At 44.8% G+C, this 18,699-nt stretch carries 23 protein-coding genes; 16 read left to right on the forward strand and 7 right to left on the reverse strand.

The genetic code is table 11. The features are described 5' to 3' along the window. Positions 1-638: zinc ribbon domain-containing protein (locus MiSe_RS23835; RefSeq protein ID WP_226585543.1), on the forward strand; the 638-nt coding region annotated here is incomplete at its 5' end. 30 nt (positions 639-668) lie between these two features. Here the strand turns inward: MiSe_RS23835 and MiSe_RS23840 are convergent. Continuing rightward, positions 669-1,331: a LuxR C-terminal-related transcriptional regulator gene (locus tag MiSe_RS23840; protein ID WP_226585546.1), complete on the reverse strand. Its 663-nt coding sequence runs from the start codon at positions 1,329-1,331 to the stop codon at positions 669-671. 237 nt (positions 1,332-1,568) lie between these two features. After that, the gene (locus MiSe_RS23845; RefSeq protein ID WP_226585548.1) at positions 1,569-3,485 is read right to left on the reverse strand and encodes a CHASE2 domain-containing protein; all 1,917 of its coding nucleotides are present in this window, start codon (positions 3,483-3,485) and stop codon (positions 1,569-1,571) included. Positions 3,486-3,849: 364 nt separating this feature from the next. Here MiSe_RS23845 and MiSe_RS23850 point away from each other — a divergent pair, with 364 nt between their 5' ends. The 12 genes from MiSe_RS23850 (at position 3,850) to MiSe_RS23905 (ending at position 13,463) form a co-directional block, all read left to right on the forward strand. After that, positions 3,850-4,347 (forward strand): hypothetical protein, encoded by a 498-nt coding sequence (locus tag MiSe_RS23850; protein WP_226585550.1) that lies wholly within the window; start codon positions 3,850-3,852, stop codon positions 4,345-4,347. A 263-nt stretch (positions 4,348-4,610) separates the two neighbouring features. Beyond that, complete coding sequence (locus MiSe_RS23855; RefSeq protein WP_373872853.1) at positions 4,611-4,898, forward strand: hypothetical protein; 288 nt, start codon at positions 4,611-4,613, stop codon at positions 4,896-4,898. 36 nt (positions 4,899-4,934) lie between these two features. Then, entirely contained in the window at positions 4,935-5,813 is an 879-nt protein-coding gene (locus MiSe_RS23860) for a hypothetical protein (RefSeq protein WP_226585552.1), read from the forward strand. 132 nt (positions 5,814-5,945) lie between these two features. Continuing rightward, positions 5,946-6,323 carry a hypothetical protein gene (locus tag MiSe_RS23865; RefSeq protein WP_226585553.1) on the forward strand — a complete coding sequence of 126 codons (378 nt, stop codon included), beginning with the start codon at positions 5,946-5,948 and terminating at the stop codon, positions 6,321-6,323. Between the two features lie 518 nt (positions 6,324-6,841). Further along, the gene (locus MiSe_RS23870) at positions 6,842-7,402 is read left to right on the forward strand and encodes a DUF8729 domain-containing protein (protein ID WP_226585554.1); all 561 of its coding nucleotides are present in this window, start codon (positions 6,842-6,844) and stop codon (positions 7,400-7,402) included. Positions 7,403-7,461: 59 nt separating this feature from the next. Continuing rightward, on the forward strand, positions 7,462-8,619 hold the full coding sequence (locus MiSe_RS23875; protein WP_226585555.1) for a DUF3616 domain-containing protein: 1,158 nt from the start codon (positions 7,462-7,464) through the stop codon (positions 8,617-8,619). A 136-nt stretch (positions 8,620-8,755) separates the two neighbouring features. Next, complete coding sequence (locus MiSe_RS23880) at positions 8,756-10,135, forward strand: M14 family metallopeptidase (protein ID WP_226585556.1); 1,380 nt, start codon at positions 8,756-8,758, stop codon at positions 10,133-10,135. A 135-nt stretch (positions 10,136-10,270) separates the two neighbouring features. Further along, positions 10,271-11,023 (forward strand): phospholipase C/P1 nuclease family protein, encoded by a 753-nt coding sequence (locus tag MiSe_RS23885; RefSeq protein ID WP_226585557.1) that lies wholly within the window; start codon positions 10,271-10,273, stop codon positions 11,021-11,023. Positions 11,024-11,140: 117 nt separating this feature from the next. Next, entirely contained in the window at positions 11,141-12,484 is a 1,344-nt protein-coding gene (locus MiSe_RS23890) for an alpha-amylase (RefSeq protein WP_264196671.1), read from the forward strand. Beyond that, positions 12,439-12,906, forward strand: a complete 468-nt coding sequence (locus MiSe_RS23895) for a hypothetical protein (protein ID WP_226585558.1) — start codon at positions 12,439-12,441, stop codon at positions 12,904-12,906. The genes MiSe_RS23890 and MiSe_RS23895 overlap by 46 nt, the downstream gene beginning before the upstream one ends. Before the next feature lie 169 nt (positions 12,907-13,075). Next, entirely contained in the window at positions 13,076-13,348 is a 273-nt protein-coding gene (locus tag MiSe_RS23900; protein ID WP_226585560.1) for a helix-turn-helix transcriptional regulator, read from the forward strand. Further along, positions 13,311-13,463 (forward strand): hypothetical protein, encoded by a 153-nt coding sequence (locus MiSe_RS23905; RefSeq protein WP_226585562.1) that lies wholly within the window; start codon positions 13,311-13,313, stop codon positions 13,461-13,463. Before MiSe_RS23900 ends, MiSe_RS23905 begins: the two co-directional genes overlap by 38 nt. Before the next feature lie 145 nt (positions 13,464-13,608). On the opposite strand, the gene MiSe_RS23910 is transcribed toward MiSe_RS23905, so the two are convergent. Next, positions 13,609-13,803, reverse strand: a complete 195-nt coding sequence (locus tag MiSe_RS23910; protein ID WP_226585564.1) for a hypothetical protein — start codon at positions 13,801-13,803, stop codon at positions 13,609-13,611. 178 nt (positions 13,804-13,981) lie between these two features. Here MiSe_RS23910 and MiSe_RS23915 point away from each other — a divergent pair, with 178 nt between their 5' ends. From MiSe_RS23915 to MiSe_RS23925, 3 genes are read left to right on the forward strand one after another with little or no spacing between them, the layout of a single operon-like run. Further along, positions 13,982-14,260: a helix-turn-helix transcriptional regulator gene (locus MiSe_RS23915; RefSeq protein ID WP_226585566.1), complete on the forward strand. Its 279-nt coding sequence runs from the start codon at positions 13,982-13,984 to the stop codon at positions 14,258-14,260. Continuing rightward, positions 14,257-14,532 carry a helix-turn-helix domain-containing protein gene (locus tag MiSe_RS23920; protein WP_226585568.1) on the forward strand — a complete coding sequence of 92 codons (276 nt, stop codon included), beginning with the start codon at positions 14,257-14,259 and terminating at the stop codon, positions 14,530-14,532. The genes MiSe_RS23915 and MiSe_RS23920 overlap by 4 nt, the downstream gene beginning before the upstream one ends. A gap of 16 nt (positions 14,533-14,548) precedes the next feature. Beyond that, positions 14,549-14,767, forward strand: coding sequence for a helix-turn-helix domain-containing protein (locus MiSe_RS23925; RefSeq protein WP_226585570.1), 219 nt, complete (start codon positions 14,549-14,551; stop codon positions 14,765-14,767). Between the two features lie 216 nt (positions 14,768-14,983). Here the strand turns inward: MiSe_RS23925 and MiSe_RS23930 are convergent, their stop codons facing one another. The 4 genes from MiSe_RS23930 to MiSe_RS23945 form a co-directional block, all read right to left on the reverse strand. Then, positions 14,984-16,036: a M42 family metallopeptidase gene (locus tag MiSe_RS23930; RefSeq protein ID WP_226585572.1), complete on the reverse strand. Its 1,053-nt coding sequence runs from the start codon at positions 16,034-16,036 to the stop codon at positions 14,984-14,986. Positions 16,037-16,140: 104 nt separating this feature from the next. Further along, entirely contained in the window at positions 16,141-16,908 is a 768-nt protein-coding gene (locus MiSe_RS23935; RefSeq protein ID WP_226585575.1) for a putative bifunctional diguanylate cyclase/phosphodiesterase, read from the reverse strand. Between the two features lie 6 nt (positions 16,909-16,914). Beyond that, entirely contained in the window at positions 16,915-17,952 is a 1,038-nt protein-coding gene (locus MiSe_RS23940) for a response regulator (protein ID WP_226585577.1), read from the reverse strand. Positions 17,953-18,435: 483 nt separating this feature from the next. Beyond that, on the reverse strand, positions 18,436-18,687 hold the full coding sequence (locus tag MiSe_RS23945) for a hypothetical protein (protein WP_226585579.1): 252 nt from the start codon (positions 18,685-18,687) through the stop codon (positions 18,436-18,438). Positions 18,688-18,699: the final 12 nt, after the last annotated feature.

An 18,699-nucleotide genomic window follows, 5' to 3' on the forward strand; every position in this document is an offset into this window, starting at 1 on the left:
CCAAAAAGTTGGACGCCTGCATAAAAAGATTGCGGATAAGCGACAAGCTCGCTCAATGGTGGATAGCAAAAACTATTACCAGCCGACAGGTGGATGCTATTGCCTTGGAGGATTTAAACGTCTCCGGTATGTTGCGTCGCTGTCGGGTGAAGAAAGATGAGGAAAGTGGAAGGTTTTTACCAAATGGGCAATCTAGAAAAGTTGGTTTAAATCGCGCTATCTCTGATGCTGCTTGGAATGAATTGATCTTAAAGATCGACTATCTCGCTGCGAAGCAAGGAAAGATTGCTATCAAGATTAATCCAAGGCATTCCAGCACAGAATGCAGAAATTGTGGGCATATTGACCGTTCAAATCGCGACGGTGAAAAGTTCATCTGTTCGGCTTGCGGATTTTTCGCCCATGCTGATATTTTTGCTGCGAAAACTATCAGAGATAGAGTATTGGAAATGGTACGCCGGGACTCGACGGAACCTGCGGGTAATACCGCTAAACGCCCGAAATATCGTAAGGAGAAGAGCCAGTGCGGTCAAGGGGTTTCCCCAAGTGGAGCAACTGGCGTATCACCGCGTCCTTTGGACAAAGGCGGTGAGCCTGGGAACCTTGAAACCAAGGATATTAAGACCGCAATGTCTTAAGAATCCCCGTACCAACAGGCGCGGGGAGTGTCAAAGCACTATTAGTTTGCGCCGAACGGCTTCCATGCAGAGGGCAACGCGGGTGCTGGTATCGTTTTCATCGAGATAGTCGATGCTCAGTTTTGCCTTGAGGCGTTGTACGCAATTCTGGATGGTTTTCAAGGATAAGTTGAGGCGCATTGCGATCGCTTTATCGGTCAGAGATTCCCGACACAACAAGATCAGCACTTGCATCTCTCGTTCGTCTAAATCGATGTCGTAACGCAGTTCTCTGGGAATCTCTAGTTTGCCATCCAAGGCGTGTTTGACTCCCTCTAAAAACGCTTTCCGTCGTTCCAATTTACTGACGACGACAAAACCTCCCTGGTGGCGGCTGATCGATTTGGTCAGTGGCTTTAAATATCCATACTCGCTGGTATAAATCAGGATATTCAGCATCGGATAGTCGTGAAAAATCTGTTGCAACAAAGCTAGGCTCGCTTGCGCGGATTGTTCGCCTGTCGCGGTGCCAAATAGCAGATCGATGATGACGATATCGGGGATTTCCAACTGGAGGCGTTCTAATACTTCAGTATGAGTCTGAGCGATCTGACAAATCGCTTCTGGCTCTAGCTTTTGCAGAAACAGATAGTTGTTCTGCGCGACTTCTGGGTGATCTTCGAGGATCAGAAACAGAGGAGGTTTAGATTCCATAGCCTCCAAGCATAACTGGAACTGGTTTTATCGATCCTAGTCCTAAAACTTTTCTGCTGTCTGGAGATCGGGACTTACGCAAGCGCGTTGCCAGAAACCCGGTTTCGACCTTGCTCTCTGGTTGCCTTTCCCAAGGATTTTTCGTATCACCTTAGTTTGTTTGCCTCAGTCCTGGAGATGATAAGTTTCCTTGTCTCGCTTGGAAAATTGAGGCTAAAAACGGTTGAACTGATTCAACTAATTAAACGCTTGATGCCAAGAGAGTTGTACTCGCACTCCACCCTCTGGCAAAGCAACGCACTCCAAAGTTCCATTGGGAAGTTCCGCAGCAATCATTTTCATCAATTTCATGCCGTACCCGCCCCGCGTTCTGGGCATCGTCGAAGACTCGAAAATTGAGGGGTCTAGTTTTGCGCCATCGTTCTCAATCGTTAGGGTACAGTGCCGATCTTGCTGGCACAAGCTCACCTGCACCTGCGTGGCTGTTCCGTGAGGGGATTGGGCATGGCGAATGACGTTATGAATGGCTTCACAAAAGAAATGGTAAATATCCTCGCGAGCTTCAAGCCAGAGGCTGTTGGATTCGGGTTCTTCTAGGGGTTGCAACTGTTGAATAATTCGGAGGTTGAGTTCTCCAGAATTGACCAGTTGTTGTAGCTTTGCCCGAATGCCAGCGTCTAATCCCGCTTTTAATTCCGGTGTGATTTCTAGGGTAATGGCGCGAGCTTGATTAAGCTGTTGGCGCAGGTGATGCCCTAAGCTTTCCAATTGATCTAAAACTGGGTCGAGATTTAACGCTTCTCCATTAATCTGAAGCATTTCCAGTCGATCCATGACCAGCTTTAGTTCTTGGAGGGGACCTGCGTGGATATTAGCAGCAATCCGATGTAGCATTTTTTTCGTCTGGGATATTGCCGCTGCTTGCTCGATCGAATGCAGGCGATCGATTTCACACTGTTGCTGGTGGATCAGGTCTTTTTGGACACCCAACAGTAATGAGATAAATACAGATACGCCCGTTGCAGTCCAGGTGACTAGAGGCAGTGTAATAGGTAAAATCCAGCCCTGCCCAAACAGCACCACGCTGACAAGACTAAACCCACTTAATCCTAAAACGGGATAGAGCCAATACCAGTATCGCTTTCTAGCACGACGGTCAAGCTTACCAAAAACTATCCATTGGCTAATCAAGATACCGCCCAATACAATCAGGGCTTTTTGTAGCCAATTTGGAACTATTTGATCAAAAGATCCCGCGAGCAAACTCGCCAGCAGGTTGGCTTGTAATTCGACTGCGGGCATCAGTTCGCCAAAAGGAGAGCGAATGGCAAAGGCATCAGGGTTATTAATATCTGAAAATCCCACCACGACGATTTTGTTGCGGACTTGTGGTAGGGATGAGTTGTTGCTCAAAACCGATTGAACTTTAAGGGTGGGGAAGGTTCCCCTTGCTCCCCAAAAATGAATTTGAATCGGAGTCTGAGGGGTGCGGAAGGGTTGCTTCTGGGGTTTAAATTTCTTCAGGGTGAGTAAAGCTGCTGAATCGAGGGCTTGGATGCGGTCTAAATTGTGGGTGAGGGTAAATTGCCCAGATAAACTCGCTTGACGAGCGGTACTGCGGACACTCTGAGGATGTTTGGCTTCTGGCTCGTATTCAGCAAAGCCTAGAATCGACTGGGGTGTAAACAGGGGTTCGCCTTTGTCGGTTAAAGGTAGGAAATATTCGTAACTGCGCCATTCAGTGGGGTGAGGCCCGGTGGCCCTGGAGGTGGGGAGGACTAGGACAATGCGATCGCTATGGCTTTTAACCAGGGTTTTGATCGGGTTATTCGGATGATCTGAGGTTTGCACCCAATTGGGCAGTAAATTCAGCACCACCACCGCTGCATCTGCGTCGAGGAGGCGATTGACGAGATTGCTATAAATAGTCGGTTCGTTGGCTAATCCCCAGGTTTTTAAGTCTGCTTGGGAAATAGTGACTAGAACAATTTCTGGGGGTGGGGTGCGGGGATGGTTGAGGCGGATTAGGCGATCGCGTTGAGAGAGATCGAGGTGTTGAACCAAGGGAAGATCGGCTAGAAGCACGCTCCACAAAAGGCTCCAGCCTATTCCCAGCCAGAGAGCGCTGCGTTGCCATGTTTTGCGGAGTACCATTTTGCTTACATTGGGATGAAGTTAGGGAAGGGTAGTGTTAGGTGTGCGATCTGCTTGGTATTAATAGAGAGCGCAGGTAATTCGCGATTATTCTTTATGTTAAGAACGGTGTTATTAAGTTAATAGGTTTTTACTAATACAAAATCATAAATCTTTATTTATTTTAACAATAAAATTTGACCAGCTATATTCGATATTATATCTCAACTTTTGAATATGTTGATACGAATAAGCGATTTCTGGTTTGCGCTTTAACGCAATTTTGTCTTCCTATATCGTTATACCATCGAACAAGATATTCAAGTTAATATCACAATAAGTTCACAAAGAGTAAAAACTGTAATGCTTGCCAGGAAGAGATACTATGAAAACCCATCACATATCAATATTATTTTTAACTTCTTTGTCCGCTATAGCAATAACTACAAATTTGGCATTTATATCTAAGGTGGATGCTAGACCATGTGGTAGTGGTTGGCTAGACAGACTAGGTTGCACGTTAGATCCGACGAATCCTCGTGATAATGGCAGTATGCTTGCATCGAGATTCAGTGTATATGTCAAAAACAATACTCAACAACGAATTATTGTAACAGCCAGATACATGAATTATTTTGAAAGTAGAAGAGGACAATCTTGTTCTACAGTTGATGGAGGAGGAGCAAATTGTGATGACATAACTAATTGGGTAACTTATAGTTGGGATTTTAGCCCAGGCGAAAGTGCCTTGCTCATCAACGATGCTGTTGGACGTAATATTTATTTGTCGGCAAGAGCTGTAGATGGTAGTAGTTTATGGCCTGAAAAAGAAGTTGATATGGGTTCACACTATGGGAGGTTTTATTATAGCTTTAATCCATAAATTAGTTGCCTAAAAATGAGCGAGTAAAAAAACATATGAAGACGTCACACAAAATAATCCTCAATTCTCTTGCAGTGCTGGGTAGCCTTGTCTGTACGCTTAACTATGCCTTGCCAGAAAAAGCAGATCTCTTCTGTTTTCCTTAGGAAACAAACTGTACGCCAAATGGAAGACCTTTTACTCCTTTTTACTTCACAGTCTATATAGCTAATAGGACAGGAAGAACTATCTGGGTTGCAGCCCATTATAAAAGAGAACCTGTAGTGGGAAATATAACTGGTCCAGATTGTTCCGATTGTTGGCTAACAAATGGATATTGGCAATTAGCTCCTGGGGAAACAGCATTAATTCTTGATGCACAAGACAGAATTGCGAATCGATATATCTATTTTCATGCTTACGATGAAGCCGGAAATGTTTGGGGCGATGACTACAGATTTACAGTATGTCCTCCCTCACCTGAACCCGCTAACTCTCACTGCCAAGATAAAAGGTTTTTCCAGGCAGATATGGGAGGAACAATTGGAACCTATACTCAAGGTTTTCAATGATTGGCGGCTCTTGTAAGTAAACGAGGATTTAGAATTATGAAAACTTATCATCTTTTTCTTGGTTCATTATTGGCTGTAGGAGTTTCTGTTTGGTTATTGGATGCTCAACCAGTTCAGGCTAGTACTATTACTATTTGTAATAACTCTGGAGAAAACCTTGATGTGGCTTTACATCAATTTGGGCGTGACAGAGCTGATTGGGATGGTGCAGGCAGTATTGGAATAGTTAAAGGTTGGTATTTGGTTAAGGCAGGAGAATGCAGAAACATACCCTTCGAACGCTTTCCCGGATGGGGTGGCATCAGAGTCTATGCTCAAGGCACCAACCGAGTATTTCCCCCTCAGTCTCCACCTCCCACTCATTCCAATTATCGTTATGCTCTTTGGGGTGAATCACAGGAGCATTTGTGTGTTAGTACGGGTGCTGCCTTTGCATATGGTTATCGTGAAGCTCTGGAAAACGCAGCAACTAACGACGGAAAATCCTGTATTGCTGGCTTTCGACCAGTTCGTTTTGCTCGTGTCGTCTCTAGCCCTATATCGATCAATCCTTCTGATATGTCCTCTAGAAATAATTCTTCTTCACTCCCGCTTCCCACAGGTGGTGTAGTAACGTCATGCACGACATTTGTCCGTCCAGGTTTTGTATTCTCAAATACTCATACTTGGTCTGATGCACCGCAGACAATTTGGAAATACAGGATGGTAGTGAACAGCGTACAAGGTAACACTTGGAATGGGATTTTCGGAGATGGAGAACCTGTTTATGGAACAGTAACTGACTCGGATTTTACTATGCGAAGAGACAGATGGAATCAGGTTTGGAGCGGACACTGCTACGATTATGGAATGTCTGGGACAATGAGATCTACTGCTGGCCCGCAAACGGGTGTGTTTTCATTTACGAAACAGTAATACAAACCACCAGCAATAGTAGCCAGTAGTGCGATCGCCAATCTTGTAGGGTGCATTATCAGCGGTGTAACGCACCACCCCTAGGATCAATTCTGATTTTCTGAGTCTAGATTCATGCAAGGAGAGATAATTATGAAGCGATTTGTCCTTTCTCTAATTACTATTACTGCTACTGTTACGATACCATCAGCAATGCTAGGACAATCTTTCAGTATGATTGGCAGCTGGCAAGGCAGTGGAGACTGTCCAATTGAATTTTATCGTGATAACGGAAGTTACGTCGAAGGTAGTTGCGATAATGGTGCCTTCAACCATATTATTCGCGGTACATACGCTGGTTCAAATAGAATCAATATTACTACTGAACGAATCGATCCACAAAGATGTAGCACTACAGTTAGGGGCTATATCCAAATTTTGAGCAACAATAGGGTCAAATATTGGCAAAATGGTTGGAATGGATGTGGGGTAAGAACTCCTCCAGCAACGCAATACTGGACTCGAAGTTAGAGCCGCTCTGACGCACCTTGAACTGTCATATCATGTCCGGTCGATTACCCAAAATTAGGAGTAGGGAACATCATAGATATCTCGGACAAACAGATAACGTTAATAATTTTCCCTACGCAACGACTCTGTGAGGTTTTTTTATTATGGGCAATTCAACGGACATGATATCACATGGCAAAATTCAGCAGACTGGGCTGTGAGCGAAGTTTCCTCTAGGGGCAAGCTCTATGAACCCAGCCGTAGAAATTCAACTGCGATCGCCGATTTTGTAGGGGCGTTACACTTTGTTAACGCACCATCAAATATAGCCCTATCATTAATTGGATGAGTTAGGCTATTACTAACATAACCTATATTTGAGGTAGATGTTAAAAAGTATTAAGTTTGTTGGCTAATCCCCAAGTTTTTAAATCTGCTTGGGCGCGCAATTAGGACGATTTCCGCAGATGGGGTGGGGGGAGAACTCAGACCGAGGGAGCGATCGTTTTATTTCCTTGATTGTTACTTGAGGTAAAACAATGTCTAGAATCACGATTAACAATATTTATTTCGATCCCACTACCCAATCTACGGCGGTCAGAAGTGCTGGGTTAGATAGTCCTGATAGTTCTGCGTCAAACTATGCGCTCGTTCAGTTTACTGCTCCCCTTTCTCCTACCCAAGAGAGCGAACTTAGTAGTTTGGGACTGGAGATTCTGGAGTATCATCCTGAGAATGCCTACGTATGCAGATTTCCTCCTGCTTCCTTGGCTGCTGTTCAGGCTCTTCCCTATGTGGAGTTTGCAGGTGTCTACCCACAAGAGGTTAAAGTAGCTCTGCGATTACGCTCCTCGTCACCCGTTGCTACAGCTAACCTTCTAGAACTAGGTCCCATCGAAACATCGATGGCACAACAACCTGTTGATATCGATGTTGTGCTTCACAATGGGGCTGATGCTGAAGCTGTAGGCACGAGGATAGCCCAGGCATCTAGATTAGATCCGGAAGATCTGCAAGTTTCTAGCAACAAAATTAGACTAACAGTTCGCCCACAGGCTCTGGAAGACTTAGCAGCCATCGACGAAGTAAGCACCATGTAGTGAGTACTTTGGGCGTGGTTCTGAGCTATCTATTTTATTGATTAGGAGGGATGAGGAAAATGGCAGAATTGGCCAAATTAGAGCGAGTAAAAATCCTCTGCGCTCCCGAGCTGAAATCTGAAGTTAGAGACCAGATAGTCAACAATTTATCGGGGGTGGTTGTATCCCATCAAGGCAAGTATCTATGGTTAGGTACTGATGAATTGACAGCCATAGAGAGATTCACTCTACTAGAAGATGGAGGATTTGGAAAACACGCTCGCTTTGAATTTAAAAAATTCATTGATGATTTTGATGAAGATAAAGGAGAAGTGGATGTAGAAGGAATAGACTATTGTGATGGTTTTCTTTGGATTATAGGCTCTCACAGTAGTAAGCGCAAAAAAGTCAAAATCGCTCGAGATAAATTTCAAGTCGAAAGAAAAGAGCTTAAACAGATAGAACGCCAAGAAAACCGATATCTATTAGCTCGGATTCCTGTTAATGAAGCTGGCGATCTAGAAGCTAAATCTCCAAAAAGAGCCTGGTTAAAGCGTCATGGCAGTAATAATTCGCTAACCAAAGCACTAGCAAAAGATGAATATCTAGATCTTCCACAGATTATTGCAGGTGAGGATAATAATTCTTTACCGGGAAAAGAATTTTATTTCTATCTTCCCAGCAAAGAGAATGGTCTTGATATTGAAGGATTAGCAGTTCGTGGCAACAAAGTTTTCATTGGCTTACGAGGGCCAGTGCTGCGCGGCATCGCCATCTTGCTAGAAATTGAAGTCGAAGCAGGATCGTCTAATCAGCTAAACCTCAAAGCAATTAGCGACAATGGCAGAGAATACAAGCGACATTTCCTCGAGCTGGATGGATTAGGAATTCGAGAGCTATGTTTTGAGGGAGATAGTGGCGACTTGCTCATTCTCGCAGGGCCAACAATGGATCATGATGGTGCCCATTCCTTATTCCGGTTAAAACAGCCCTTGACTTTGAAAGATAACAGCCTTTCTAGTCAAAAGAATGAGCAATTAGAATATCTCGGAGATATTCCTCACAGTAAAAAGCGCGATCGCGCTGAAGGATTGACTCTCTATGGAGGAGCAAACTCCATTCTCGTTGTCTATGATAGCCCAGCAGAGGAACGTCTGATTGCGGGCGAGGGGGATACTGTTGTTGGGGTTTATGCTGATGTTTTTCCCCTACTGCGAGCCAGAAAAAAGCGAGCGTGAAAATTTCTCGTGATGTAACTGCTTCATGGACTGATTTAAAATCCGAAACTGAGAAATCGATGCCATGAATAATCGACGCATAAAGTGCGATCAATTTTGATAATAAACTTGGAAAAGCAAGAGGAGGATTATGATTATGATGCGTAAATTTTTTGTCACCGTGTTCGCTGCCAACCGACGCGCCCTTCTTAACCTTGGTGATTACCACTTAGATTTGTTCCAGGCAACGGCAAAAGCTTCAGAAAATGATGAATTTACCATTGAGGGGTTGCTCACTTTAGCAGAAATTGAGCGGTTGGTTGAGGGCGGTTACCGAGTGCTGGTTGAGGCAGAATCTTCCAAACGCGCACGCGCCACTCAAGAGGTGACTGGATTTCCAGAGTGGATGCAGGCAATGGGAGAAGAGCGCGGCGAGGAAGAAAGCGCCGCACCACCGGCGGGATATTTAACGGTAGCAGGGATAGAGTCCAGTCTGCAATACCTGTCCTCTTCCTATCCCTCAATCTGCCAAGCGATCCAGCTACCAGAGCAAACCTGGGAAAAAAGGACGAGCAGAGCAATTAAAATTGCCAACGGATCGGATGGCAATCGTCCGGGTATTTTGCTGATAGGAGGTGTTCATGCTCGCGAGTTAGTCAACCCCGACTTGCTATTATCCTTTGCCTTGAAGTTGTGTCAGGCATACAAAGCGGGGACAGGACTACAGTTTGGCAAAAAATCCTACGATGCCTCTACTATTCAAGAGATTGTCAACAAATTGGATCTGTTTATCTTTCCGCTGGTCAACCCGGACGGACGAGCGTTTGTGCAGTCTCCCACGGGAGATCCAATGTGGCGCAAGAACCGCAACCCTAACCCAGGTCAGTCCCGGCTAGGAGTTGACCTCAATCGCAACTTCGATTTTCTCTGGTCAAGTGGAATTGGGACTAGCTCCAATCCTCGTGACGATATTTTCAAGGGCAATGCAGCGTTCTCAGAACCAGAAATCCGCAATGTTCGCTATTTGCTGGATACGTATAAAAATATCACCACGATGCTAGATATCCATTCCTATTCGGAGTTGGTAATGTATCCCTGGGGAGACGACGAGAACCAGACAAACAATCCAATCATGAACTTTTACAACTCTGTCTACGATGGCTTACGTGGAAAGGTTGGAGATGCCAACTATAAAGAATACATTCCTCTAGCAGACTTGAATTGGTTTACAACAACCTGCAATCGAGTCAGAGATGCGATCAAAACTGTCAGAGGTAGAGTCTACAAGATTCAACCAAGTGTGGGACTCTATCCCACCACAGCCACTTCGGATGATTACGCTTACAGCCGTCACTTTATTGATGCTAGCAAGCACAAAGTTCTAGCTGGGGTGATCGAAACGGGAAAAGAATTTCAACCTCCCTATTCCGAAGCGTTGAATATCATAGCCGAAATTTCCGCTGGGTTAATTGAATTCTGTCTCGCTTCCATAACCGTTGTGGAAGCTACACCGGAGGTTGTTTTGGAAAGAACATAGACGAAGGGTAGGATTGCGATCGCATTGAGGAAATTGACTTGAGAAGAGATGCGATCGCGATCGCTTTTAACCAGGGTCTTGATTGGGCTATTGGGATGCTATGAGGTAAATTTGTAATAATCGGTAGGTTATATTATGATCTTGCAGTTAAAATGCCAACGTTTTGTCGCACTTTTTTCTTCTATCTTTATAGTTACCAACATGATGTTGATTTCTTCTAGTGCTTTGGCTTGGGACAGTGCTGCTGGCAATCCCACCCATCCAACTCATAGTTACCTGACAGAATGGGCTATCGAGCAACTCCAAGTTCAGTATCCAGAATTGCAGCAATTTCGGAACGTGATTATTGAAGGAGCAAATGCAGAACTGCATGAACTGCCAGTTTCAGGGACAAAGTACGGAATAGATTTTGAGGCTAAGCGATTACAACACCAGGGAACCAATGAAGGCTGCAATGACATCCAGGGTTGGTGGCAGGACAGTTTGACGGCTTATCGTCAAGGTAAAAAGGAGCAAGCATACTTTCTTTTAGGTGTAATGCTCCACATGATTCAAGACATGGGAGTTCCAGCTCACGCGAACAAGGTTTATCATCAGGGAAACCTGACGGAATTTGACAATTTTGAATTTCTGGCTCTTTCCAATTGGAAACCTAAATTCGATGATATTAATCGACAAGATCCAGGCTATTCACAGCCGTGGCAATATTATGCCTTCAGCCAAAACTGGACTCATGCTGATGCTCCAAACTATAATGACCGTGACTCTTTTTCCAAGTTTTGGTTGACAGCTAGTAGATCTGAGCGCAGATTGTTAAGCAACCGTCAGGGACGTACATGTTACTTAACGATGTGGGCACTAAACTCTGCGGTTAAATCGTTTAGCTAATGCGATCGCACCTCTTGTAGGGTGCGTAGAGAGCGGTGTACGGCACTATCAATTCTTGAAAAACTAAAGAGTCGCAGTAATAAGCCTTGATTGAACGCATTTTAAGAGGAGATAAACATGGGTGTAATGATGCAAGCTTTCTACTGGGATTGTCCCAAAGTAGATAATAAAGAATTTACTTGGTGGAACTACATTCAGGAAAAAATTCCTGCCCTCGCTGCAGCAGGCTTTTCATCCTTATGGCTGCCTCCGGCACACAAACCAGCAAATATTGATGGCGCATCTATGGGCTACGATCCTTACGATTATTACGATCTTGGTGAGTACGATCAAAAAGGTCGCGTCGAAACATGGTTTGGGTCAAAGCAAGCATTACTCGATCTGATTAATTTGGCTCACTCACATAATCTAACTGCGATCGCTGATATGGTCATCAATCACAATAACGGTGCTGATGAGCAAAAAGTTAATCCAATAGACGGAAAGTCTCGATGGACAGAGTTTAAAAAGGTAAAAAGTGGCAAATTTCTGCGCGATTGGAAATGTTTTCACCCCAGTTCTTATGAAACCTGGGATGGTGCAACCTTTGGAGATATGCCAGACCTCTGCCATCGTAATCCATACGTCTATATAGAGATCTTTAATTTAGCCAAATGGCTACTTGAAGAAATTGGCTTTGATGGGTTTCGGTATGATTTTGTTAAAGGTTACGGTACTTGGGTTACTAAGGCAATCCAAGAGGGAAGATATACCAAAAACGGTCAGCCGTTTAAGCCCTATGGCGTTGCCGAAAACTGGTCAAGCGATCGCGAAATCAACGACTGGCTCAAAGACGTCAATGAATGGAACGACAATCCAGTTGATGCCTTCGACTTTCCTCTGAGATATAAATTAAAAGATCTCTGCGATAAATTTGGATTTAGCCTGAGACAATTAGCGACCGATGGAACTGTAGTTAAAGGCCAGCCCTTTAGCGCGGTCACTTTTGTTGATAACCATGATTTTAGAGGTGGAGATACTCCTCCAATTATCAATGATAAACTTTTGGCTTACAGCTTCATTCTCACCCATGAAGGCTATCCCTGTGTTTATTGGCAAGACTACTACAATTTGGGTTTAGCCAAAGAAGGAACACCCAATGGAATTACTGCACTGGTAAAGGTTCACGAAACTCTTGCCGCAGGTTCTACAAATATTCTGTGGGTAGATGACAATTTATATATCATGCAACGGACTGGCCGGGATGGCAAACCTGGCTTAGTTTTCGTTCTCAATAATAGAGGCGATCGCTGGAATGGAGCATGGGTATCAACCCAATGGCATAATGTAGAATTTAAGCCTGTGGCTTGGTGGAGCCGTCAACAAATGGATACGCCTAATAACCAACGTGCCTATGCTGATGGTCGCGCTCAATTTTGGGCACCACCTCGCGGGTATGTGGTCTATGCACCGCAGGTTTAGGGCGATCGCGATCGCGATCGCAACCCCCTGATAACTACCAGATCTCTCCAGAAAACAACCTCAAGGGCAGGCAGGATGCCCACCCCACAAGAATTTTTTGGCCTTTGTGGGATGGGCATCTTGCCCGTCTGAGTTATTTGGGCAACAGGTCTAATCAACGCGATCGCACGCCCCTATGTATGCGATCGCACCTACATTATTCCCCGGTTAAGTCGAACGCGATCGTAAACTCAGCGTGGGGAATCAATCGCCGCAAGGCAATCAGATGCCCTTGGGCATCGCTGCGATTGCGAAGTCGGGCGACGGTAATGCGCTGCAAGTTAGGGAATTGGCGGATAATTGCCCACGGGAAAAGCCGCGCTATGCAAGGCGCTGTTGTGAATGTCGTTCATCGTTCTATCCTTGTAGTTAGTTGTGTTTAGTTGGGGCGATCGCACTCCCATGCGATCGCCCTTCACAAGATCGGGCAGGCGCGACTGGTTGCGTCCCCAAAGGCGATCCGGACTGTCTGCCCTTGATTGTGTCTATCTACTCACACTTTAGTGTAAGACGCTGGTTATGTCACCTATAGTGTGAATACTTTAGTGTTAAATGAGCGCAGATCCGACAGAAAAAGAGTTAACTTTGAAAAACCTCCGGAACAATCTAGACATCTCTCAAGAGGAGTTGGCACGAAGACTGAATCTGAGTTTTCGGACTATTGGTGAATGGGAAGGAGGGAAGAAAGTACCGCGATTTGATAACGCACTCGCATTGGCGCGTGAGTTGGGGGTGTCTTTGAAAACCCTTGCACTAGCGATGCGACTGGACATTGAGGGTATTCCGGATGATGCGCCAATGCAAGGCGACACAGAAAAAGATTGAAAATCTCCTTGGGGCGATCGCACTTTATCCAGTCGGCGCGTGCGCGATCGCCATACGGTTGGATGTAGAAGGCGTACCTGACGATAGTACAACAGAGCGATCGCGGCTCTTGTAGGGTGCGTTATAGACCTCTCCACAAAACAACCTCAAAGGCAGGCAGGATGCCCACCCCACAAGAATTTTTTGGGCTTTGTGGGATGGTCATCTTGCCCGTCTGAGCGAAGCGATCGCACGCGCCTATGTATGCGATCGCGCCATTATTATTCCCCAGTTAGGTCGAACAAAATCGTAAACTCAGCGTGGGGAATCAATCGCCGCAACGCCATCAGATGCCCTTCTGCATCGCTACGGTTGCGAAGTCGGGCGACGGTAATGCGCTGCAAGTTAGGCAATTGGCGGACAATTGCCCACGGGAAACGAGACGCAAGGGTAGCGCCGTTGCAAGTATGGTTCATCAGACAAACCTCTGTTATATAAATCTGTACCAATGAGAAACTGAGGAAATGGCAAACGTGTATTGCTGCCTGAATTGGCAACCCAATACTGTTTGCTGTTCTTTTTTGCCTCTAAATCAACACTTTAGTGTTGAAAGCCAAATTTGTCAACACTATGGTGTGGAAACTTCAGTGTCGTATGTCAGAAAGCCAAAATCAACGAGAACCGACGTTAAAAGAACTTAGAGAAAGCTTGAACCTGTCTCAGGAAGATTTAGGGCGACGCATAAATCTTAGTTACCGGACGATCGCCGAATGGGAGGGAGGGCGAAAAGTGCCGCGTTTCGACAATGCGATCGCACTAGCACGAGAGTTAGGGGTTTCCCTGAAAGTCCTAGCAAAATCCATCGGACTGGGGGTAGAAGGTTTACTCGACGACGCGCCAAAAGAGCGATCGCAAACCAAAGATGACCCATGAAGTCGCAAGAACAACCCACTTTGAAATCACTGCGAGAAAGAGCAAATCTAACGCAGCCTGAGTTAAGTCGCCGAATCAATGTAGGAATTCGGATTATCGGTGATTGGCAGAGAGGAGAGTCGATTCCTCGGTTTGATCGCGCCGTCGCATTAGCCCGCGAGTTGGGAGTGTCCCTCAAAGTCCTGGCAAAGTCTATGGGAATAGATGTAGCGGATTTAGTCAACGATACCCCAGAAGAGCGATCGCAATCTGATGATGAAGCTAACCCATGACTAATGACTCAAAAGCATGTTAGAAAGCCAAAATCAACGAGAACCGACGTTAAAAGAACTTAGAGAAAGCTTGAACCTGTCTCAGGAAGATTTAGGGCGACGCATAAATCTTAGTTACCGGACGATCGCAGAATGGGAGGGAGGACGAAAAATGCCGCGTTTTGACAATGGGATTCGCCCAAAGGGCGTTCGCGCAAGCGAAGGGAGGCATATCCGCTTCGCCCAATCGCACTAGCACGAGAGTTAGGGGTTTCCCTGAAAGACCTAGCAAAATCGCTCAGACTGGAGGTAGAAGGTTTATCAGATGATACCCCAGAAGAGATATCGCAACCCCCTGATAACTAACTCAAGTTGCTAGTTATCTCATACATAGTAGCTAATGGCTAATGTCAGTAAAAATCATATATTAGCCATTAGCCATTAGCCATTAGCCATTAGCAACTTGGATTAACTAATGACTAAAATCACTTTCGCAATAAGCACAGAGGATATCGATACAATTAGCGATCGCTCCCAAATGAGCTATCTCATATCCATGAGTATTCTGGGTAGGAAAACTCAGACAGGCGGCGCGGGATACGTGCCCGAATTTCATCGCAATCGAAGCGTCGCTACCAAAACCGCTAATAGTTGCTAGTTGTACGGGGATGTTTTTTTCTTTTGCTACTCGCCGCAGTTGTTTGTTTAGCATTTCATCGTAAATTCCGTATCCATCCTGGGATAGAAGTACGGGCGCTTCCCCATCTTCTATGGGATATTCTTTTGAGAGGGGACAAATTTCGAGGGCAATTAAGGCATCTAAGCGCTGATTGTTGGTAAAGTAAAGCGCCCCAATGGCGCCGACTTCTTCTTTTGCCGATGCTACCAAATAGATATCCACCGCAGGCTGTTTTACCTGTTCGGCGACGGCTAATAAAATCGCCACCGAGGCTTTATTATCAAGCGTATAACTGGCAATGTAATCTTTTAATCGCAAAGGTCGCTTGCGATGTTTTCCGATTACCATGCGGGTTCCGGGTCGAATTCCAGCGGTTTCCAGTTCTTCTTGGGTGCATTTAGTTTCTACCCAAGCATCTTCCCAGGTGAGGGGTTTATCTTCCTGTTGCGCTTTTTGGGGAGATTCGTGGGAGACGTGGCGAGAACCAAAAGAAAGAATGCCGCTGATGGTTTCGTTATCTCCCAATAAGTCTACGACGCCCTCGCCGTAAACCCAGGGAAATGAGCCGCCTAGCTTGCGGACTTCTACCCTTCCTCGGTCGCCGATGGTCTTGACAATTGCGCCAATTTCGTCTTTGTGGGCGGTGATAGCGATCGCTCTGGTAGAATCTTTACCTGGCAGGTGTGCGATCGCATTTCCCGCCCGATCTAACCAAGCTTTTACTCGCTTTGACTCAAATCGATGCATCAACCATCGATCGATTTTGGTCTCGTCACCGCTGGGAGAATGGTGCAGCACTAATTCTTCGATTGTATTAAAAAGGTCGTCGTAGTTTAGGGAAGACATAGGGGGCATAGGATAAATCAGACTTAGCAATTAGCAATTAGCCATTAGCCATTAGCCATTAGCAATTAGCCATTAGCAATTAGCCATTAGCAATTAGCCATTTTTCATCCTTCATACTTTTTTGTCAAGGTTTTGCCACTTAGCACTAACTGTTTAAATTCTTCTAGCGGTAAGGGGCGACTAAATAAATAACCTTGAATTTCATTACATTGATTTTCCTGTAAAAAAGCCAGCTCTCTTTCTGTTTCTACCCCTTCAGCAATGACTTTTAGTTTGAGTTGATGAGCCATATAAATCAGGGCTTTAGTAATCGCTTGATTTTTGCTATTTTTGTCGATATTCCGGATAAAACACTGGTCTATTTTGAGAATATCAACCGGGAAGTTGCGCAAATAATTTAAAGAAGAATAGCCAGTCCCAAAATCATCAACGATTTTTATTCCCAGTGCCTTTAAGGCTTTTAATTTGTGAATAGCCATGGCAATATCTTCGATCAGAATAGTTTCGGTCAACTCCAAATCGATAGATTTTGGGTCGAGTCCCGCCTTAAAGCTAATTTGGACTAATTGCTGGCGCAAATCCGATTTTCTAAATTGACAACCGGATAAATTTACTGCCACTCGGAGCCACCCTAATCCAGCTTGATGGAGCGCCTGAGTATGCCCAAAAGCAGTTTCTAAAACCCATTCTCCGATCGTTTCAATTAAACCTGTTTCCTCAGATAAAGGAATAAATTGACCGGGAGAAACGAAACCGCGTTCTGGATGATGCCAGCGCAAGAGAGCTTCAGCACCGATAATTTTACCCGTTTCAAGATTGACTTTAGGTTGATAGTAAAGCTGGAGTTCTTCCCGTTCTAAAGCATAGCGCATGTCAGTTTATAAGGCCAGATCTTCCGAAAAAATTTTGTTGAGAAGCGCCGTATAAAACTCGTAGCGATTTCCTCCTTTTTGCTGGGCGTAATTCATGGCTTTTTTGCTTTTAGTTAGTAATTGTTCGAGATGAAAACCATCGCGGGAATAAATGGCAATGCCAATACTAGCTGTGAGAAAAATTTCCTGTTGGTAAAGTAGGAAAGGTTGGGAAAAAACCTCTAAAAGTTGCTGGGCGGCATTACTAACTTCAGTTTTGCACGCCCCTGGATCTAGAAGAATGGCAAATTCATCATCGGCGTTTAAACGAGCGAGAACACCACACCTACCAAGATGAGAAGTCAGTCGCTGCGCTACGAGTTTGAGTAACAAATCGCTTTTTTCACATCCTAAACTATTACTCAGTCGCTGTAACCGATCTAAGCGCAAACAAAAAACGGGGGCAAATAGAGATGGAATATTTCGAGTTTTGCCATTAATATTTTTCAGGGGCGGGATGGAATTAACTATCCGCTCGAACTCGTTTTGCAATGACAGGCGGTGGGGAAGCTGGGTGAAGCTGGCGTATCCCACCAACTGCTCCATATACTCTTGGATAAATTGGAGTTGCGCGGCGTGACGCGCTATCATTGCTTTGTCAACTTGATGTCTTTTAATTGCGATCTCGATTGTTGTCCACATGTCCTGAGGTTTAAACGGCTTGACTAGGTAGCCGTAGGGTTCTGTCTGTTTCGCCCGTGCTAAAGTGGTTTTATCCGCATAAGCGGTCATGTAAATTATAGGAATTCCCCACTGGTGACGAATTTGCCTTGCTGCTTCCACCCCGTCGATTTCTCCCTTGAGCATAATATCCATTAACACAATGTCGGGATGAGTAGCGCCAGCTGCTAGAATCGCATCTTCCCCAGTTTTGGCTAACCCTGCTACCTCATACCCTTGCTGCTTTAAATTCCTGGCGACGTTTTCTGCTACGATTGGTTCGTCTTCGACAATCAAAACCTTGATCGGGGTAGTTGGTGTGTTGTGAGCTAGCAAGGTCATCATGAATATCTCCCTGTGATGAAATTCGAAAGATTATTGATGCGATCGCAAGGCAACTTTCTCTAATGCATCCTGATTGGAATGATACATAATTTTTTCACTAAAAAAGGGAAAGGGAAATAGGGAAAAGTAAAGCATCTGTTCATCAGCGAAAGTTTTCCCCTCCTCCCTCGTCTGGTGCAAGTCTTTTCTTGTCTCCCCATTTCCCTGTGCTTACAAGGACAAGTAAGAACCCGGTTTCTTGAAGAAACAGGGTTTGTAGATGTTTCTGGCGCGATGGTCGGCCAAAAATCTTCGCTTTGATCGATAATAATATATTTAGTATTGCCTATTTCCTCGTTGCCAGCAACCCAGATATTTTTATGATTAACGATCCAAATTTTTCTGTCTTTTTTGAATAATCTATTAAATCAATAACTTTTGTATTTTTAACAGTTGAAGATGTTTATTATCATCTAAATATAAATGAAAAGCCCAGGCAGATTTTCACCTAATTTCCTCAAGGGTTGTCATGGCAAAAACTCGGCAAAATTCTTCGCTGAATCCGGCTTCTGTATCTCCCAAGGCTAACCCGCTTTTGACTCGTTGCCTAAAAAGAACTTGTTTAAAAAAACCATTGGGTTTGCGGGTTTGAAAATGTAAATAAACTGGGCAAATTTGTAGTAAGTTTTTTTCTGATGAATTCAGCGGCTCAAATTCTTGAGATAATTGGATGCTGCGGTAAAATTGTTTTCTCAAATCCTCGGCGCC

The sequence above is a fragment of the Microseira wollei NIES-4236 genome, from assembly GCF_020521235.1.
In the GTDB taxonomy this organism is placed as follows: Bacteria; Cyanobacteriota; Cyanobacteriia; order Cyanobacteriales; family Aerosakkonemataceae; genus Microseira; species Microseira wollei.

What these genes read in the sequence shown, in the direction of transcription:
- MiSe_RS23840 (WP_226585546.1), bottom strand. Translation starts at nt 1,331, where the DNA reads ATGGAATCTAAACCTCCTCTGTTTCTGATCCTCGAAGATCACCCAGAA.
- MiSe_RS23845 (WP_226585548.1), bottom strand. Translation starts at nt 3,485, where the DNA reads ATGGTACTCCGCAAAACATGGCAACGCAGCGCTCTCTGGCTGGGAATA.
- MiSe_RS23850 (WP_226585550.1), top strand. Translation starts at nt 3,850, where the DNA reads ATGAAAACCCATCACATATCAATATTATTTTTAACTTCTTTGTCCGCT.
- MiSe_RS23860 (WP_226585552.1), top strand. Translation starts at nt 4,935, where the DNA reads ATGAAAACTTATCATCTTTTTCTTGGTTCATTATTGGCTGTAGGAGTT.
- MiSe_RS23865 (WP_226585553.1), top strand. Translation starts at nt 5,946, where the DNA reads ATGAAGCGATTTGTCCTTTCTCTAATTACTATTACTGCTACTGTTACG.
- MiSe_RS23870 (WP_226585554.1), top strand. Translation starts at nt 6,842, where the DNA reads ATGTCTAGAATCACGATTAACAATATTTATTTCGATCCCACTACCCAA.
- MiSe_RS23875 (WP_226585555.1), top strand. Translation starts at nt 7,462, where the DNA reads ATGGCAGAATTGGCCAAATTAGAGCGAGTAAAAATCCTCTGCGCTCCC.
- MiSe_RS23880 (WP_226585556.1), top strand. Translation starts at nt 8,756, where the DNA reads ATGATGCGTAAATTTTTTGTCACCGTGTTCGCTGCCAACCGACGCGCC.
- MiSe_RS23885 (WP_226585557.1), top strand. Translation starts at nt 10,271, where the DNA reads ATGATCTTGCAGTTAAAATGCCAACGTTTTGTCGCACTTTTTTCTTCT.
- MiSe_RS23890 (WP_264196671.1), top strand. Translation starts at nt 11,141, where the DNA reads ATGGGTGTAATGATGCAAGCTTTCTACTGGGATTGTCCCAAAGTAGAT.
- MiSe_RS23900 (WP_226585560.1), top strand. Translation starts at nt 13,076, where the DNA reads ATGAGCGCAGATCCGACAGAAAAAGAGTTAACTTTGAAAAACCTCCGG.
- MiSe_RS23905 (WP_226585562.1), top strand. Translation starts at nt 13,311, where the DNA reads ATGATGCGCCAATGCAAGGCGACACAGAAAAAGATTGAAAATCTCCTT.
- MiSe_RS23910 (WP_226585564.1), bottom strand. Translation starts at nt 13,803, where the DNA reads ATGAACCATACTTGCAACGGCGCTACCCTTGCGTCTCGTTTCCCGTGG.
- MiSe_RS23915 (WP_226585566.1), top strand. Translation starts at nt 13,982, where the DNA reads ATGTCAGAAAGCCAAAATCAACGAGAACCGACGTTAAAAGAACTTAGA.
- MiSe_RS23920 (WP_226585568.1), top strand. Translation starts at nt 14,257, where the DNA reads ATGAAGTCGCAAGAACAACCCACTTTGAAATCACTGCGAGAAAGAGCA.
- MiSe_RS23925 (WP_226585570.1), top strand. Translation starts at nt 14,549, where the DNA reads ATGTTAGAAAGCCAAAATCAACGAGAACCGACGTTAAAAGAACTTAGA.
- MiSe_RS23930 (WP_226585572.1), bottom strand. Translation starts at nt 16,036, where the DNA reads ATGTCTTCCCTAAACTACGACGACCTTTTTAATACAATCGAAGAATTA.
- MiSe_RS23935 (WP_226585575.1), bottom strand. Translation starts at nt 16,908, where the DNA reads ATGCGCTATGCTTTAGAACGGGAAGAACTCCAGCTTTACTATCAACCT.
- MiSe_RS23940 (WP_226585577.1), bottom strand. Translation starts at nt 17,952, where the DNA reads ATGATGACCTTGCTAGCTCACAACACACCAACTACCCCGATCAAGGTT.